We start from the raw sequence: 13,717 nt of genomic DNA, 5'->3' as shown, positions 1-13,717 counted from the left end.
ACTCAGGCAAAAAAACCGTGAATAAACCATTCGGGGCGTTCTTCCTCCTCTTCTTCGGAGTAGGGGCCGAGCCTGAAAACCCAATAGCGCTGTCCTTGCCGGTCTTCCAGGGTATAATAGTCGCGGTGAAGGCCCTGTTGCAGCCACCATTCCTGCTCGATGCGCTCGGGCCCTTCCGATTTATCTATATAATGTACCTTACCCTTGTATATGAAAAGCGTAGGAGGGTAATCGGGGACCGGTGCGGTTACTTCAATACTTTCTGGTTTCGGGAGCAGGAAAACAGGCCTTTGCCGGTCTGTACGCCAGCTTGTTTTCGGTTTTTCGCGCAGGGAGGTCACTGTTTTGACGGACCTTTCCGGCCAGTGGTGCTCGTCGGGCAAATACCGGTGAACGGTGTCGGCGCCCGTTCGGCCTATAACGGCGTCGAGTAATTCGGTGATGGCTGCATTTTCAAAACCGCCCGTCGTGTCCCACATTGTTTCCTGTGTGACATCCATATCCTCTACCTCGGGCGCTTCGAGCAGGAACAGCTCGATACCAAAACCTGGTGCAATGGTTTTGATTTTTAATTCAAAAAGCCTGAAAAGATGTTTGACGTGATGGGAAGCCCTGTTGGTCACAATATCGATTTGCTGCGTTTGACCATCGACGCGAAAGCAGCTCAAAACACTTTTGCGAAGCCCCTTACCTTCCTTCGCCAATCGGCCGCAAAGCATTTCCAGTAGTTTCTGCAAGGCTATTTCAATACCTGTGGCCGTTACAATGGGTTCCAGGCATGGGAGCCGCTCCTGGTAGGGGACAGCCTGTCGGATTGGTTCGATAAATTCCTGAGAATAACCCAGTGCCTTATTCAGTTTTTCCAGCAACTCTTCCCCGAAACGCCGCCGCAGCATTCTTGCGGGTATCTGGATAAAATTGTTGATATGATAAAAGCCCAATTTCTGCATTTTTTCCAGGGTTTCGACAGGAAGGCGAAGGGAGGCAGGAGGTAGTTTCAATAATGCATGACGCTGTTCACCGGGCGGGATAATGGCGTCCTGTCTACCGAAATGCGCATGCGCCCATGCTGCGCCGATTGTTTCGGCCATGGCGGAACGTACCGTGTAACCTGCCTGGGCGAGTTTTGTGGTAAGGTCATACATATATGCGTGCTCGCCGCCCCACAGATACGCGCACCCGGTCACGTCCAGGATAAGGCCGTCAGGCGCATTCAGTGCGACCGTCGGGGTGTAACGGAGGCACCATTCGGCCAGGGCCTGCAATGCCTGCCGGGTAACTTCCGGCTCATCGTCGAGCACTACGAGCGAAGGTAATATAGCCCGTGCGTCCGCTACAACCATGCTGGTTTCAATTCCCAATGCTCCCGCTTCGGCGCTTACCGCCGTAACAACCATTCGTCCCCGTTCGGGTGCCGCCAATACAAATTCGAGCCCATAAAGTTCCGGCCTGATGCGGATCTGCTGTTCCGTGGCCAGGTTGGGGAGCCATATGGAAATGAACCGGGTAGGCATTTAAATGTGCTGTTAATTAAGTTATTATGTAATTTTGATATTTTCAATACCTTAAAATAGATTACAATAATATCAAAATGCTTTGAAAATTGCCAACAATTTTTTTGCTTTGTTAAAATCATTTACACACATAAAAATTGAATCATATGACTTCACAACAAGCTCCTTCGCTCTTCGAGCAAATCAGGAAATCCGACGACAACGGTAACGAGTTCTGGAGTGCCAGAGATTTGGCCAAAGTGCTGGAATACACGGAGTATCGCCATTTCAAACCAGCCATTGAGCGTGCGAGGGAGGCGTGCGCAAACAGCGGGCAGAATGTTAGGGATCATTTCGAGGATATGCTCGGAATGATCGAACTTGGAAAGGGAGGTAAACGTACTGTCGAGGATGCCAAGCTTTCCCGCTACGCGTGCTACCTGATTGTTCAGAATGCTGATCCGGCAAAAGAAGTGGTCGCTCTGGGACAGACTTACTTCGCTGTACAAACCCGTTTGCAGGAAATCAGGCAAATGGAGGAGTACAATCAGTTGAATACTGAGAACGAAAAGCGCATTTTCCTCCGAGGGGAGTTAACCAGAAATAACCTTCTGCTGGCGGATGCTGCAAAGGCCGCCGGCGTTATTGAACCGATCGACTATGCGATATTCCAGAATCATGGCTACATGGGATTGTATGGTGGACTCGACGCCAAAGCGATCCGAGAGAAAAAAGGTCTGCAAAAGAGTCAGAACCTGCCCGATCACATGGGTAGTTCGGAATTAGCTGCCAATGTATTCCGAGCCACACAGACCGACGATAAACTGAGGCGGGAAAACATTGTTGGTAAGGAAAAAGCGAATCAAACGCATTTCGAAGTAGGCGCCAAGGTGCGACAGACGATTCAGGAGCTGGGCGGTACGATGCCTGAAAATCTTCCGGTCGCGGAAAACATCAGAAAGCTCGATAAGTCATCCAGAAAACGGCTCAAATAGCCCGGTTTAATCATTTTGAAAGTTCCGGATCAAATTCTGCTTCAAAAATTTGCGTAAGTATTTGCTTACATATAATATTACGTAAGCAAATACTTACATATATGTCCGTTGAAGCAAGAAGAGATGTTTTTCAGGCGATTGCAGATCCTACCAGGCGCCAGATCATTAACCTGATCGCCTATCAATCCATGAACCTGAATGCCATTGCTGAGAATTTTTCGATCAGCAGACCGGCCGTTTCACAGCACATTAAGATTTTAATGGAATGTGGGATGGTGATGGTGAGGCAGGAAGGGCGGGAACGGTATTGCGAAGCAAGGCTGGATGCTTTGAAAGAAGTTTCTACCTGGGTCGAGCAGTACCGGCAATTCTGGAATACGCAGTTCGATTCTCTTGATCATTATCTGAACCGAATTCAAAACAACAATCAATCCGAGCAGTAATATGGAAAACCAGGTAAATCAAAAAGCGGAACTAAAAATCGTACGTCAGTTCAAAGCGCCGAAGTCACTAGTTTACCATGCTTTCGCTTCCAGGGAAGCCTTTGCGGAGTGGTGGGGGCCGGCGGGATCTACACTCACCGTGCTGAGTTTTGACTTTCGTGAAGGCGGAAGGACCCATTACAAACTCGATAGTAATGGCCTGCTCATGTGGGCGCTTTTCCGCTATCAGAAAATCCAACAGCCGGACTTCATCGAATTTCTGAGCGCTTTCACCGACCCGGAGGGCAATATCACTTCGTCGCCATTCCCGATCGATTTTCCATTGGAAGTGCATAACCGCATTACTTTGAGTGAAAGCAATAACATTACTACGCTCACGCTTTACGCCGAGCCGGTAAATGCGACACCCGAACAGGAGAAAACTTTCGTAGACCTTAATGCTAGTATGAACCAGGGTTATGAAGGCACCTGGGGTCAATTGGATACTTACCTCGCCAAGGTGCAGAGGTAATGTGTTTTGAGTGTGCCGTTAACTCAAATTATTGTAAACCAATGGCTTTGAGGCGTAGTTGTGCCCCGCTGTGCATTGCGTTTGACTGTATGACATTCTAAGTTTGCAGTCCGGTTCGGACAGTGAGCCGGACGTTGCATTCTTGTTTTGCACATCATCCACACATGCATGAAAATGATCATTGTATCGATAACCAATAAACCTGATAGGCGATATGGAAACAGGGACTGACCGTTACGTTGGCCCGGCCACGACGCGCTATGCGTATGCGAAGGAATTTTGGGTTGAATGCCCGAAATGCGCCAAAGTAGCGCGGGTGATTAAGAAGGACCTGGTCGGAATTGGCGACGATAAGTTGGTGTGCCATCATTGCAATCATTCGGAAACCGCAGACGAGCGTTTGCGGTACACGGCAACCGTAAGTCGTGCTTGCGGCCATTGCGGGGAGTCGATCGAGGTGAGTATTCCGAATAACAGGGAGAAAGTGGCAGAGTTGAAATATTCTTGTCCGCATTGTCATGTCCCCGAAGTGTATAAACCCAATAATGTACCTTATCGGTTGAAGTATAGTTCTGAAAGGCTTACGGATCCGGTCTTTGGCTTGCCGCTTTGGTTTCGGGAAAATGTAAAAGGCGATACGCTTTGGGCGAGCAACAAGGAGCATTTGCTTGAAATCCGTAACTATGTGACTGCACGGCTGCGCGAAAGGCAGACTATGCGGGTTACGACCATGGTAGAAAAGCTTCCGCAATTTGTCAAAGCTGGCAAAAACCGGGAGGCAGTTTTGAAAGCCATTGATCGAATGTTGAAGAAGTAATAAGTAGGAGATAACCATGTAAAATCATCGCTATGGACACAGCTACGCCAATTTTTGCACCTGAGCTTTATATTCCGAATGGTGTGAGAGACGTCGATTTTTATATCAATGGCCTTGGTGCCGTGGAACTTCGGCGTTTCAGTAACGACGATGGAACGATCCATGTGTCGGAGCTTTCGATTAACGGCGCTATTTTTCATTTGCATGAGGAAACACGAAACCCGGCATTGTTCAGCCCCAAGCGTCACCAGGGATCAACAGTAACGATCGGGTTGTTCGTGGACGATGTGGATGCCTACATGACCAGGGCGGTCGCCGCAGGTGCAAAAGTGACCTCGCCTGCGCAGGATTATGACTACGGCTACCGGCAGGGCGATGTAGTTGATCCGTTTGGGCATGTGTGGATGTTTGAAAGCAGGATTTGAGAGATTTTTAACCCGAAATCTCCTGCCCGCTGTGTAACTTGCATAGGCAAAATCCAATCTTATCGTCCATGTTCAAGCAGCTTTTTGTCGCATTCCTGATCCTTTTTGCATTTTCCGCTAACGCCCAGCATGTGCTGGATTCACTGTTAGTAGACGGACATTACCGGGTATACGCTTATAATCCGTCCGTTACGGTGAAGCCTGGGGCCAGTCTGGTGTTTGTCATGCATGGATCTGGCGGGGAGCCGTTGGGTTTTGCGCGTCGGGGCGCGAAGCTGGAATCGCTTTCGGAGTCGGAGAATGTGTTGGTCGTTTATCCGGGCGGTTATAAAAGGTATTGGAACGAGTGCCGCAAGGCCTCTACGGCGGTCGCGAATGTGCAGAATCTGAACGAGGAAGCATTTTTTGATGCATTGATCGATCTTTTTGCTTCAAAATATAAAATCAATAAGAAGCAGGTTTTTGCGACCGGCTTTTCGGGTGGCGGGCATATGTCATACAAACTCGCACTCACAATGCCAGGGAAAATTCGGGCGGTTTCGGCGATCGTAGCCAACTTGCCTACCGATGAGAATATGGATTGTGCGCCGATGAATGTGCCTCTGCCGGTGATGATCACCAATGGAACGGCGGACCAGACCAATCCTTACAATGGAGGAGAGGTAACAACGCCGGGTGTGACGCTGGGAACGGTGCGGTCCACGGACCAGTCATTCCGGTACTGGGCAAAGCTGGACGGATATTCTGGTGAGCCGGTGAAATCCATCATGCCGGATGGCGATACTTCCAACAACATCACGGTGGAGAAGTACACTTACCAAAAGAAAGGCAAGCCGGAGGTGACTTTGCTAAAAGTAATCAACGGCAAACACGAGTTCGTGACGGATTTTGATATGTTCGAGGAGTCGTGGAAATTTTTTAAACGACAAATAGCCAAATAGTAGTCTCGAGGCCACTATTTGCCGCTTGCTGCAAAGTCGTCCGGGAGCTTTTTGAACCATAGATTTACCACCCGGCCATTCGACATTTTGATGCCGGTGATAGCGCCAGAAGCATTGCGGACAACCTCGATATTTTGCACAAACCACCAGGGCGCATTAAGCTTGTCTTTGCCCACGATTTTCAGATTGGCCTCCCCATGATGTACGTGGATGAGTTTCAATGCGTCGTCCTTTTTGGCAATGGTGTAAATGGTTTCGAGCTCGGGGCTGTAATACTGACCAATGAATTGGGCGGGATCAATGGCACCGGGTTCCTGTGTATTGACTCTTGTACCAGGATGCTCTCCGTTTTGTTTCAGGGTAATGCGGTTCACTTTGCCATCTTTTCCTTTGTGAAATACCACGGATGCCTCCACGACTTTGAGGAAGAACGTCGAGTCTGACGACGGAAATATCGCTGCCGATGGCTGGCCTGTACCCTGGGTGTAGTAGCTGCTGCCGTCGCGCCAGAATTTTAGTACAAATCCGGGGGCTTCATCCAACGAATAGGAGCCGGCATAGGCGCGGAAGAGGGTTGAATCAAAAGGGTAATCGCCGGATGCGGCTGGTTTGGGAGTTTCCGTGGCGGATTTGTTTTCTTTAATGAAAGAGGATAAATACAAATCGGCCATGTCCAGGTTCTTTTTGGCCGGGTTGAATTCCGCCTGGTTGCTCAGGACAATGAAACCATAATCTTCTTTTGGAAAATAGACCAGCGAAGAGCGGAAACCGGCATCGGCGCCGTCGTGGCCATAGTAGGCGAGGCCTTTGTAGTTGCCGTGAATTAGTCCTGATGCATAGGGGAGCGTGTCGCCTTTGGTAAGGCGGCCGCGTTCAAGCATTTGTTTCATGATCGCCGGGCTGCCTACTTGCGGGGTACGGAAGTTGTTGATCCACAGTGCGAGGTCGTTTATGGTCGTGAAAAGGCTCGTGGCGCCGACATTGCCGTAACTCAATATGCTTTTGCTGAACATAGTCGGTCCGACGGCGCCCGGCGTGTGGTGAAACGAGTATGCGCGACCTTTCACGATACCTTCCTGATTGTCAAAGAACTGCGTGTTCTTCATTCCCAGCGGCTTGAATACATTGCTTTCCATCCAATGAGCAAAAGGCTGTTTGGTAATGCGGCTGGCGACTTCGGCTAGTAAAGTATAGCCGGTATTGCAGTAGGTAAAAGTACTTCCGGGTTCGAAATTCAGTTCTTTCTGGCGGGTAACGAGGTTCATCACGTGCTGTTTGGTGATGACATCGTCGAGCTGCCAGCCTGCCATGGCCAGCAGGTTCCATTGGTCGCGGAGGCCGCTGGTGTGGTTGAGCAGGTGCCGGATGGTGATGGTTTTGCCGAAATCAGGTACTTCCGGAATGTGTTTGCGAATATCATCGTCGAGCGAAAGCTTGCCTTGTTCGGCCAGGAGTACAATGGCATAGGCAGTGAATTGTTTGGAGACTGACGCTACGTGAAAAATCGTTTCAGGGCCTATTTTAGCCCCGGTTTCCACATCCGACTCGCCGAATCCTTTGGCGTAGATCAGCTTGCCGCCATGCACTACACCCACAGCCGCCCCCGGCATTCCGGGCTTGTTCCATTCTGTAAATAATGAATCCGTTTTTGCGGCAATCCGGGACGATTGACATTGAGCCGATTGAATGCTCATAGTAAACAGCAAAGCGGGAATCAGGAGGCGTAATGATGCTTTCATACCGGCGATTATTGATTAGCGATCGAATGTGTCCTAAGATAAGACTTGTGGGCACAATAATGCGAATCGTTCGGTATGAAGGCTGCGATAAAATGATAAGTGGTAATACTAATGTTCGCGGTAATCGAAAGGTATTTCGAGATAATGCCGGACACTTACTGGTACGCCGTCCTTAATAGCTGGCTTCCATTTAGGCATGTATTGGATCAACGTCAATGCAGCCTGGTCGCAATTGTGTTGAAGGCTTTTAATTACCGAGGCCTCCTTTATTTCACCCGTTTCTGAAATAATGAATGACGTGTGTACTTTGCCGTTCACTTTCAGGCGCCGGACTGCCGGGGGAATTTCGAGGTATTTGTCAATGTATCGTTGAAGTGCGACTTGCCCGCCGGGGAACTGGGGCTGCGTATCCACATCGATAGGCACGAAGTCTTCGGGGACCATAATCAATTCTCCGTCAAAAGCATTGGGCATATCGTCATAGAACTCGCCTTTGGGGATGGATTGTTCTTCGATGATGATGTCGGTTGAGTCAATTGCTTTGTTTTTGGCAACATTGGGGGCCGGTTTCTCGCAAGTCAGCAATGCTGCGTGAAAAACGAAGGCAAGCGGAAGCAATAAATAACTCGTCATGGCTAGTATTCAATTTTTAATTCATAAATATAAAATAAAATTATATATAAAATTAAATAATTGAAATAAAGCTTATGGTTTCCGGTTAGCCGGTTTGCCGCAAGTAAGCCGGCGGGGTTTCTGCAGCCTCTTTGGGGAGGTATTCGAATTTCCCGCTTGCCCATTGCATTTCCCATTCTCCCGGCTCGCCATTCCGGATTTTTTGCAACTGCACACGCCAGCACGGATAGCCGACACCGGGCATTCCTTCTTCCAGCTGGCTCGCCATAGGGGTTATCTGCCAGCGTGACACACAAGCAAGGGTATTTACAGCACGCGGATTACAGCGGTGCAGAAATCCGGTAACCCGGCTTTGCTCGACAGCCAGTTGCAGCCGCCGCGATTCCGTAAAGGTAATTTCGCGAAGTTCCCCGACGACCGCCGCTAGCGATTCACATTTCAAAGCTTCCTCTACTGCCCAGATTACATCTTTCTCTTTGCTGAGGTCAATGAAAATCACGCGGTGCGGTTCCACGCCAAATGCTTTCAATGCTGTCGCGAATACAATAGGACGTATACCGATCCACAGGCATATGCCATATTCGCCCATCAGTTTCCCCAGCAACGCTGCCATAAAACCGGTCGTAGCTGCGGCACTTTCGGGGTTGTTACTGATAAATTCATGCACAGCCCCGGTTGGAAACGTATGATTGGGGAAGGAGGTATCCATCACTCCTAACCCGAAATCGATCTTCCTGGCCCCGGCGGGCGTGCGAAATCCCTGTAATGCAAGAATATCTTCTTGCAACCTGTTAAACATACCGTTTTTCAGGAGCGGGAGAGCCATAAGGAACGTTTGAGTTACTTATTGATATTTTGAATATCAATAATTTGATTTCAAAAATAACTTATATGGGCGAAAAGCACAAGAGAAATAGCGGAATGAAGGGCGTTATTTGAGCAAAAACTCTTCGACCCAGTTGGGTAGCGTTTCGCTTATTTGTGTAACAGTTTGTCCGCTTTCGACTTCGAGGATCAACTCCGGAGATTGCTGTGAATTATCCCAGACAAAAGCTCGAAATGTGGTTTTGACAGCAGGTTTCAGGAGTTGCAGTGAGGCCTTGTACCGTTTGCGTATTTTTTCTTCCAATACATCGTGCCCGCCTTGCCCAACACGTTGCAAAACCCTGGCAACATTGATATCCGCCGATTGTGTACAGACAAAGTATAAGTATACCTTGTATCCGTTTCTGATTGCGTATTGTAACATGTCCAGTTTTGATGGATGGGACATGACCGTTTCAAAAGTCAGTTTCTTGCCTCTTTCGATCAGCTTAATACGAAGGAAGTCGGCGATCAGCGCGGCTTCATAGGAATAAGTACGTCCTTGTGTGTTTGAATCGATTATCGAATTATCAGCACCTGAATAAGTCAGGTTCAGTTCGAAGCCGCTTTGCCGCGCTGTTTGCAGAATGGAGTGGTTGTTTTGAAAGTGTGCAAATTCGTACTCCTGTAAATCTGTTAGCCCAAAGGGCGTCAGCTCAATCTTTTTAGTATTAATCAGTTGAACTTCCAGATCATCCGCATTAACATAATAGCCAATGTCGAACTTCTCCGCTATTTGTCTGAAAATGGTAGTTTTACCAGAGCCATTTGGGCCGGCAAAAACTCGCAGCCGTCGTCCTTTAAGATAGCTGGAATTTGACACCGGGTTGGATTTTTCGAGGTAGCTTCTCGATTTTGGACACCTTGATTTGATTGCCTTTCGGATCTTCACGTACGATCCAGCCGTCTTTAACAAAAGTTACAGACAAATTATGGGCCTTAGCATTGGTGATTGCCTTTGATGTAGCTATTTTAGCCAGGTCACGCAATTCGTTATAATGCTTGGGAGTTTCCTCGATGTAGCTCAGATATTTTGTTTTGACCTGTTTCATATTCATCGAAATTAGGGATAAATATCGAAATTAGCAACCCGTGTACACTCCTGCAACCACATCTTACGTCCTTGTGTCACACATTGAAAATCCCGTTTCCCATGAAGAAATTCCTTGCCCTGGCGGCTATTGCATTGGCTTGTTCCGAAAAGAAGGTTGATAAACGTAACGACTGTGTACCGGTGGAGCAGGTGACGGTTTCGCCGGATTGTTATGCGGGTACCACCGGGCTTTTGCTGACAGCCGATACGCCTTCTTCCATAGCCCTCGATTGGGTATTGGCGCCGTTGAAGGATACGTCGGGGGCGCAGACGTACGTGCCTTATTATGCGAGCACGACGTCGAATCAGCTGGTGGTGCCAGATAGTATTGTGCGGAAATACCCGAAAATAGGGGTCATGTTTGTGGGGGCTTACGGATGCCCGTCGGATATGTATTTCAGCTTTGTCCGCAGGACGGACGGCGATTCGTGCATACGCTGGTATTTGCAGGAGCGCTTCTTGAAGGACGGTTAATAAAAAAGCCGGGCATCGTAGTTGACCCCGGCTTTCGAAATGCTTTGCATGGCCTATTGCGCCCGCACGTCGATCATCCAGTCGATCCCGTACTTGTCTTTGAATGCGCCGAAAATGTCGCCCCATACCTGCTTCTCCATCGGTACGGTGATGGTAATGGCGCCTTCGCTGAGCTGTTCAAACTTTTTGCGGAGATTGGCCTCATCAAAACCGCTGAGTGAGAGCTGGATCTTGTCGCCGGCCAACGGACCTGGTTGCGGACTGTCGCTGGCCATGAAATCGACCTCCCCGCCCATGAGCGACGCGTGCATGATATGGTCGCGAATAGCGACCGGGCAGCTGTTATCTACTTGTCCGAAAGTCATCATATTCAGCTCGCCGCCGAAAATGCCTTTATAAAACTCCATCGCTTCGCGGCAGTTGCCTTCGAACATCAGATACGGGTGTAAAACGGCTTTTTCCATTGTGCTTAGTAATTATGGTGGTTGTATCAGTGTAACAATCACAAAATTAATTGACCCCTGACAATGATTGCGGGTGCCAACAGGACAATGAAAGGGGGACAATGCGACATGACCCGGATCTTACAGTTTTCTTAACTTGATATTGCGGTACCAAACCGTACTACCCCAATCCTGCAAGCCAATACGACCGTTGTAATTGCCCTTGGAGATGGGCGCGGCTTTCAGCCCGCTGTTGGCGATGCGCTGTTTCCAGTCGGTGCCGTTGAGATCGTGCTCCTGTACCATAAATTCGTTTTGGTACACGGTCAGTTTGCCTTTTTTGACAATGAAATGGATCTTGTTCCATTCTCCCTGCGGATTTCCTTCGCGCAGGCGGGCATTTGCGACGCCGAAAAAGTCACTCGCGCGGTGCGTGTTTTCTTTGGCTCCTTCATAAATTTTATCGTCGATCACCTGTAATTCCAGCCCGGTATCGTGCATGTTTTTATAGGTGGGAGATTCCTGCACAAAAAAGAAAATGCCGCTGTTGGCGTATTTACTCACTTTCCATTCGGCTTTAAATTCGAAATCGCCATTTACGACTTCATCGATCACGATGTCGCCGCCGTTTTTGGCCTTGTTGCCTGCCCTTTCGGGGACATTCAGTTTAATGGCACCATCCTCGATCAACCATGCAGAGCCCGGGGCCTTGCCATTGTAAGCGTGCCAGCCTTTCAGGTCTTTGCCGTCAAACAGCAATTTCCAGCCTTCTTTTTTCTCGGAGGCCGTGAGGGTGTTGAGTGCCTGGGAGTAGGTATTAAGGGAAAGCAACGCAGCGAATGCGGTAACGAAAAAACGGGTCATAGGGGCAGATTTAAGTGTTTTTGATTGATTTGAGTCTTGCAAAATACTGATAAATTTTCATGAAATTACCTTATTTTTGAGCATCCTAACCGACCTCTTAACTATGCGGCCTTATCTTTTCGGACAAAAATGGCTGCTGGGTTTCGCCCTTGCACTGGTTTACATTCCCCTCCGAACATACATCAACGTCCCTCAGCAATATTGGCACACCATCCCGCGCAACCTACCGCTGTTCGGGTTGGAAATCGTGATCAGCACGATTTTCTACACAGCCTGGATTTACCTGATGGATTGGTTCCTGAGAAAACAGGCCTCGCTCACCGGTACCGACAAGTCGCCTGCATTCAGTATCCGCGACCAGCTTGTTACCCTCATTCCCGCCGTATTGCTGGCATTTTTGTTCAATATGATCCTGGTGCGTACCTGGGGGCTGATGAGCCAACTGTGGAACCCGCTGCCCCGGCCCTCGTTGTCGGACTTCCGCGTGCGTGACCTCATGCATACGCGCTGGCGTGCGGGGCAGGCGCTCACGATCCTGGCACTTATCGCCGCCTATTATCTCTGCGTGAGTAATCAGGTGCAGGAAAAGATGAAGAAGTTGCTGGTCGATTCCGAGCGGCTTGAAAAGGAGAATATGCACGCGCGTTTTCTGGCATTGAAAAACCAGGTTAGTCCGCATTTTTTGTTCAATAACCTCAGTGTGTTGTCGTCGTTGGTGGAGTCGCGGCCGGAGCAATCGGGGGAGTTTATACAGGAGCTGTCGTCGGCGTACCGCTACATTCTGGAACAATCGGAGCTGGACAAGATTAGTTTAAAGGAGGAAATGAAGTTTCTGGATACCTATATGTACCTGCTGCGGACGCGTTTCAAAGAGAAAGTCGTGCTCGACTCCGCCCTTACGCCTGCCGACGAGGAGCGGTATTCCATTATTCCGCTGACCTTGCAGTTACTGGTAGAGAACGCGGTGAAGCATAATACCATGTCGCTGGCTAATCCATTGGTAATCAGTATAAAAATTGTGGACCAAATGCTGATTGTTAGCAATCCTTTGCAACTGAGGCAACAAGACCAGCCTACTACGCGTCTTGGGTTAAAAAACATTATCAGCCGCTATAAACTGTTGCAGGATAAGGATGTGGTGATCGACAAAACGGCCACTCATTTTACCGTCAAAATACCATTGCTATCATGAACGTACTGATTGTCGAGGACGAGGAACTGAGTGCCGAACGCCTGCAAAATCTGATCCGCAATATCGATCCATCCATCCGCGTGCTGGGCATCATTCCGTCGGTTTTTGAAACTATTGCTTATTTACAAAACAAGGCTAATACGCAGCCCGATCTCATATTTCTCGACATTCACCTCGAAGACGACAACGGTTTCAAAATCCTCGAAAGCCAGGGGCTTATGATCCCGGTTATTTTCACAACGGCATTCGACGATTACCTTCTCCGCGCATTCAAGGTGCATAGCATCGATTACCTGCTGAAACCCATTAATCCGCTTGAATTGCAGGCCTCACTGAACAAGTTCAGGAAGATCAGGTCCAATGGCGGCCAGTCTGTGGAAGAGATTATGCATGCGCAGGAGAAATACAAGGACCGTTTCCTGGTCAGTGCCGGTACGCGGATGTTTACATTCAAAACCTCTGAAATCGCCTATTTCACGATCGAGGAACGGGCTACATTTCTCAGGCTGTACGATGGACGGCATTTTGCGGTGGAATACAGTTTGGAGAAGCTTTCACAAATGCTCGACCCCGCCGAGTTTTTTCGCATTAACCGTACTATGCTGTTATCGCTCCATGCAATCCGTGAAATGCACGCAATGTCGGCCGGAAAGCTGAAAATCGATTTAAATCCGGCAGCTGCACAGGAAACTTATGTGAGTTCCGAGCGCATGACCGAGTTCAAAAATTGGCTGGGGAAATAACCTGGCGTTTACTTCCGCACTTAAAATTGCCGTTTCAGCGCTGGAAA

General features: G+C 48.8%; 17 protein-coding genes. 9 read left to right on the top strand and 8 right to left on the bottom strand.

Translation table 11 applies throughout. The annotated features are described in order from the left end of the window. Positions 1 to 2 precede the first annotated feature (2 nt). Positions 3 to 1,514, bottom strand: a complete 1,512-nt coding sequence (locus J7619_RS12165) for a DNA polymerase Y family protein (RefSeq protein WP_291198399.1) — start codon at positions 1,512 to 1,514, stop codon at positions 3 to 5. Positions 1,515 to 1,660: 146 nt separating this feature from the next. Between J7619_RS12165 and dinD the strand changes: the two genes are divergently transcribed. From dinD to J7619_RS12135, 6 genes are all read left to right on the top strand, one after another. After that, positions 1,661 to 2,488, top strand: a complete 828-nt coding sequence (dinD, locus tag J7619_RS12160) for a DNA damage-inducible protein D (RefSeq protein WP_291198396.1) — start codon at positions 1,661 to 1,663, stop codon at positions 2,486 to 2,488. A 101-nt stretch (positions 2,489 to 2,589) separates the two neighbouring features. Next, a complete protein-coding gene (locus J7619_RS12155) occupies positions 2,590 to 2,931 on the top strand; it encodes a helix-turn-helix transcriptional regulator (RefSeq protein ID WP_291198393.1) in 342 nt (113 codons plus the stop codon). 1 nt (position 2,932) lies between these two features. After that, positions 2,933 to 3,442 carry an SRPBCC domain-containing protein gene (locus J7619_RS12150; protein ID WP_291198389.1) on the top strand — a complete coding sequence of 170 codons (510 nt, stop codon included), beginning with the start codon at positions 2,933 to 2,935 and terminating at the stop codon, positions 3,440 to 3,442. 214 nt (positions 3,443 to 3,656) lie between these two features. Next, the gene (locus tag J7619_RS12145) at positions 3,657 to 4,259 is read left to right on the top strand and encodes a hypothetical protein (RefSeq protein ID WP_291198386.1); all 603 of its coding nucleotides are present in this window, start codon (positions 3,657 to 3,659) and stop codon (positions 4,257 to 4,259) included. 32 nt (positions 4,260 to 4,291) lie between these two features. Beyond that, positions 4,292 to 4,684 (top strand): VOC family protein, encoded by a 393-nt coding sequence (locus J7619_RS12140; RefSeq protein ID WP_291198383.1) that lies wholly within the window; start codon positions 4,292 to 4,294, stop codon positions 4,682 to 4,684. A gap of 68 nt (positions 4,685 to 4,752) precedes the next feature. Continuing rightward, positions 4,753 to 5,625: a PHB depolymerase family esterase gene (locus J7619_RS12135; protein ID WP_291198380.1), complete on the top strand. Its 873-nt coding sequence runs from the start codon at positions 4,753 to 4,755 to the stop codon at positions 5,623 to 5,625. Between the two features lie 14 nt (positions 5,626 to 5,639). Here J7619_RS12135 and J7619_RS12130 read toward each other — a convergent pair whose 3' ends face one another. The 5 genes from J7619_RS12130 to J7619_RS12110 form a co-directional block, all read right to left on the bottom strand. Next, positions 5,640 to 7,364 (bottom strand): serine hydrolase, encoded by a 1,725-nt coding sequence (locus tag J7619_RS12130; RefSeq protein WP_291198377.1) that lies wholly within the window; start codon positions 7,362 to 7,364, stop codon positions 5,640 to 5,642. Between the two features lie 108 nt (positions 7,365 to 7,472). Further along, complete coding sequence (locus tag J7619_RS12125; RefSeq protein WP_291198374.1) at positions 7,473 to 7,997, bottom strand: energy transducer TonB; 525 nt, start codon at positions 7,995 to 7,997, stop codon at positions 7,473 to 7,475. Between the two features lie 85 nt (positions 7,998 to 8,082). After that, a complete protein-coding gene (locus J7619_RS12120; RefSeq protein WP_291198371.1) occupies positions 8,083 to 8,823 on the bottom strand; it encodes an ImuA family protein in 741 nt (246 codons plus the stop codon). Positions 8,824 to 8,928: 105 nt separating this feature from the next. After that, complete coding sequence (locus J7619_RS12115) at positions 8,929 to 9,684, bottom strand: zeta toxin family protein (RefSeq protein ID WP_291198368.1); 756 nt, start codon at positions 9,682 to 9,684, stop codon at positions 8,929 to 8,931. Then, complete coding sequence (locus J7619_RS12110) at positions 9,662 to 9,913, bottom strand: hypothetical protein (protein WP_291198365.1); 252 nt, start codon at positions 9,911 to 9,913, stop codon at positions 9,662 to 9,664. Before J7619_RS12110 ends, J7619_RS12115 begins: the two co-directional genes overlap by 23 nt. A 101-nt stretch (positions 9,914 to 10,014) precedes the next feature. Between J7619_RS12110 and J7619_RS12105 the strand changes: the two genes are divergently transcribed. Next, positions 10,015 to 10,428: a hypothetical protein gene (locus J7619_RS12105; protein WP_291198362.1), complete on the top strand. Its 414-nt coding sequence runs from the start codon at positions 10,015 to 10,017 to the stop codon at positions 10,426 to 10,428. Between the two features lie 53 nt (positions 10,429 to 10,481). On the opposite strand, the gene J7619_RS12100 is transcribed toward J7619_RS12105, so the two are convergent. Then, positions 10,482 to 10,892 (bottom strand): VOC family protein, encoded by a 411-nt coding sequence (locus tag J7619_RS12100; RefSeq protein ID WP_291198360.1) that lies wholly within the window; start codon positions 10,890 to 10,892, stop codon positions 10,482 to 10,484. Positions 10,893 to 11,012: 120 nt separating this feature from the next. Continuing rightward, on the bottom strand, positions 11,013 to 11,735 hold the full coding sequence (locus J7619_RS12095; protein WP_291198357.1) for a DUF1080 domain-containing protein: 723 nt from the start codon (positions 11,733 to 11,735) through the stop codon (positions 11,013 to 11,015). Between the two features lie 103 nt (positions 11,736 to 11,838). Here J7619_RS12095 and J7619_RS12090 point away from each other — a divergent pair, with 103 nt between their 5' ends. Further along, a complete protein-coding gene (locus J7619_RS12090) occupies positions 11,839 to 12,927 on the top strand; it encodes a sensor histidine kinase (protein ID WP_291198354.1) in 1,089 nt (362 codons plus the stop codon). Continuing rightward, entirely contained in the window at positions 12,924 to 13,670 is a 747-nt protein-coding gene (locus J7619_RS12085; RefSeq protein ID WP_291198351.1) for a LytTR family DNA-binding domain-containing protein, read from the top strand. The genes J7619_RS12090 and J7619_RS12085 overlap by 4 nt, the downstream gene beginning before the upstream one ends. Positions 13,671 to 13,717 lie beyond the last annotated feature (47 nt).

The sequence above is a fragment of the Dyadobacter sp. genome, from assembly GCF_017744695.1.
Classification (GTDB): Bacteria; Bacteroidota; Bacteroidia; order Cytophagales; family Spirosomataceae; genus Dyadobacter.
Note: the sequence above shows the minus strand (reverse complement) of the source record. Positions and strands in the feature narration are given on the sequence as shown.

What these genes read in the sequence shown, in the direction of transcription:
- J7619_RS12165 (WP_291198399.1), bottom strand. Translation starts at nt 1,514, where the DNA reads ATGCCTACCCGGTTCATTTCCATATGGCTCCCCAACCTGGCCACGGAA.
- dinD (WP_291198396.1), top strand. Translation starts at nt 1,661, where the DNA reads ATGACTTCACAACAAGCTCCTTCGCTCTTCGAGCAAATCAGGAAATCC.
- J7619_RS12155 (WP_291198393.1), top strand. Translation starts at nt 2,590, where the DNA reads ATGTCCGTTGAAGCAAGAAGAGATGTTTTTCAGGCGATTGCAGATCCT.
- J7619_RS12150 (WP_291198389.1), top strand. Translation starts at nt 2,933, where the DNA reads ATGGAAAACCAGGTAAATCAAAAAGCGGAACTAAAAATCGTACGTCAG.
- J7619_RS12145 (WP_291198386.1), top strand. Translation starts at nt 3,657, where the DNA reads ATGGAAACAGGGACTGACCGTTACGTTGGCCCGGCCACGACGCGCTAT.
- J7619_RS12140 (WP_291198383.1), top strand. Translation starts at nt 4,292, where the DNA reads ATGGACACAGCTACGCCAATTTTTGCACCTGAGCTTTATATTCCGAAT.
- J7619_RS12135 (WP_291198380.1), top strand. Translation starts at nt 4,753, where the DNA reads ATGTTCAAGCAGCTTTTTGTCGCATTCCTGATCCTTTTTGCATTTTCC.
- J7619_RS12130 (WP_291198377.1), bottom strand. Translation starts at nt 7,364, where the DNA reads ATGAAAGCATCATTACGCCTCCTGATTCCCGCTTTGCTGTTTACTATG.
- J7619_RS12125 (WP_291198374.1), bottom strand. Translation starts at nt 7,997, where the DNA reads ATGACGAGTTATTTATTGCTTCCGCTTGCCTTCGTTTTTCACGCAGCA.
- J7619_RS12120 (WP_291198371.1), bottom strand. Translation starts at nt 8,823, where the DNA reads ATGGCTCTCCCGCTCCTGAAAAACGGTATGTTTAACAGGTTGCAAGAA.
- J7619_RS12110 (WP_291198365.1), bottom strand. Translation starts at nt 9,913, where the DNA reads ATGAAACAGGTCAAAACAAAATATCTGAGCTACATCGAGGAAACTCCC.
- J7619_RS12105 (WP_291198362.1), top strand. Translation starts at nt 10,015, where the DNA reads ATGAAGAAATTCCTTGCCCTGGCGGCTATTGCATTGGCTTGTTCCGAA.
- J7619_RS12100 (WP_291198360.1), bottom strand. Translation starts at nt 10,892, where the DNA reads ATGGAAAAAGCCGTTTTACACCCGTATCTGATGTTCGAAGGCAACTGC.
- J7619_RS12095 (WP_291198357.1), bottom strand. Translation starts at nt 11,735, where the DNA reads ATGACCCGTTTTTTCGTTACCGCATTCGCTGCGTTGCTTTCCCTTAAT.
- J7619_RS12090 (WP_291198354.1), top strand. Translation starts at nt 11,839, where the DNA reads ATGCGGCCTTATCTTTTCGGACAAAAATGGCTGCTGGGTTTCGCCCTT.
- J7619_RS12085 (WP_291198351.1), top strand. Translation starts at nt 12,924, where the DNA reads ATGAACGTACTGATTGTCGAGGACGAGGAACTGAGTGCCGAACGCCTG.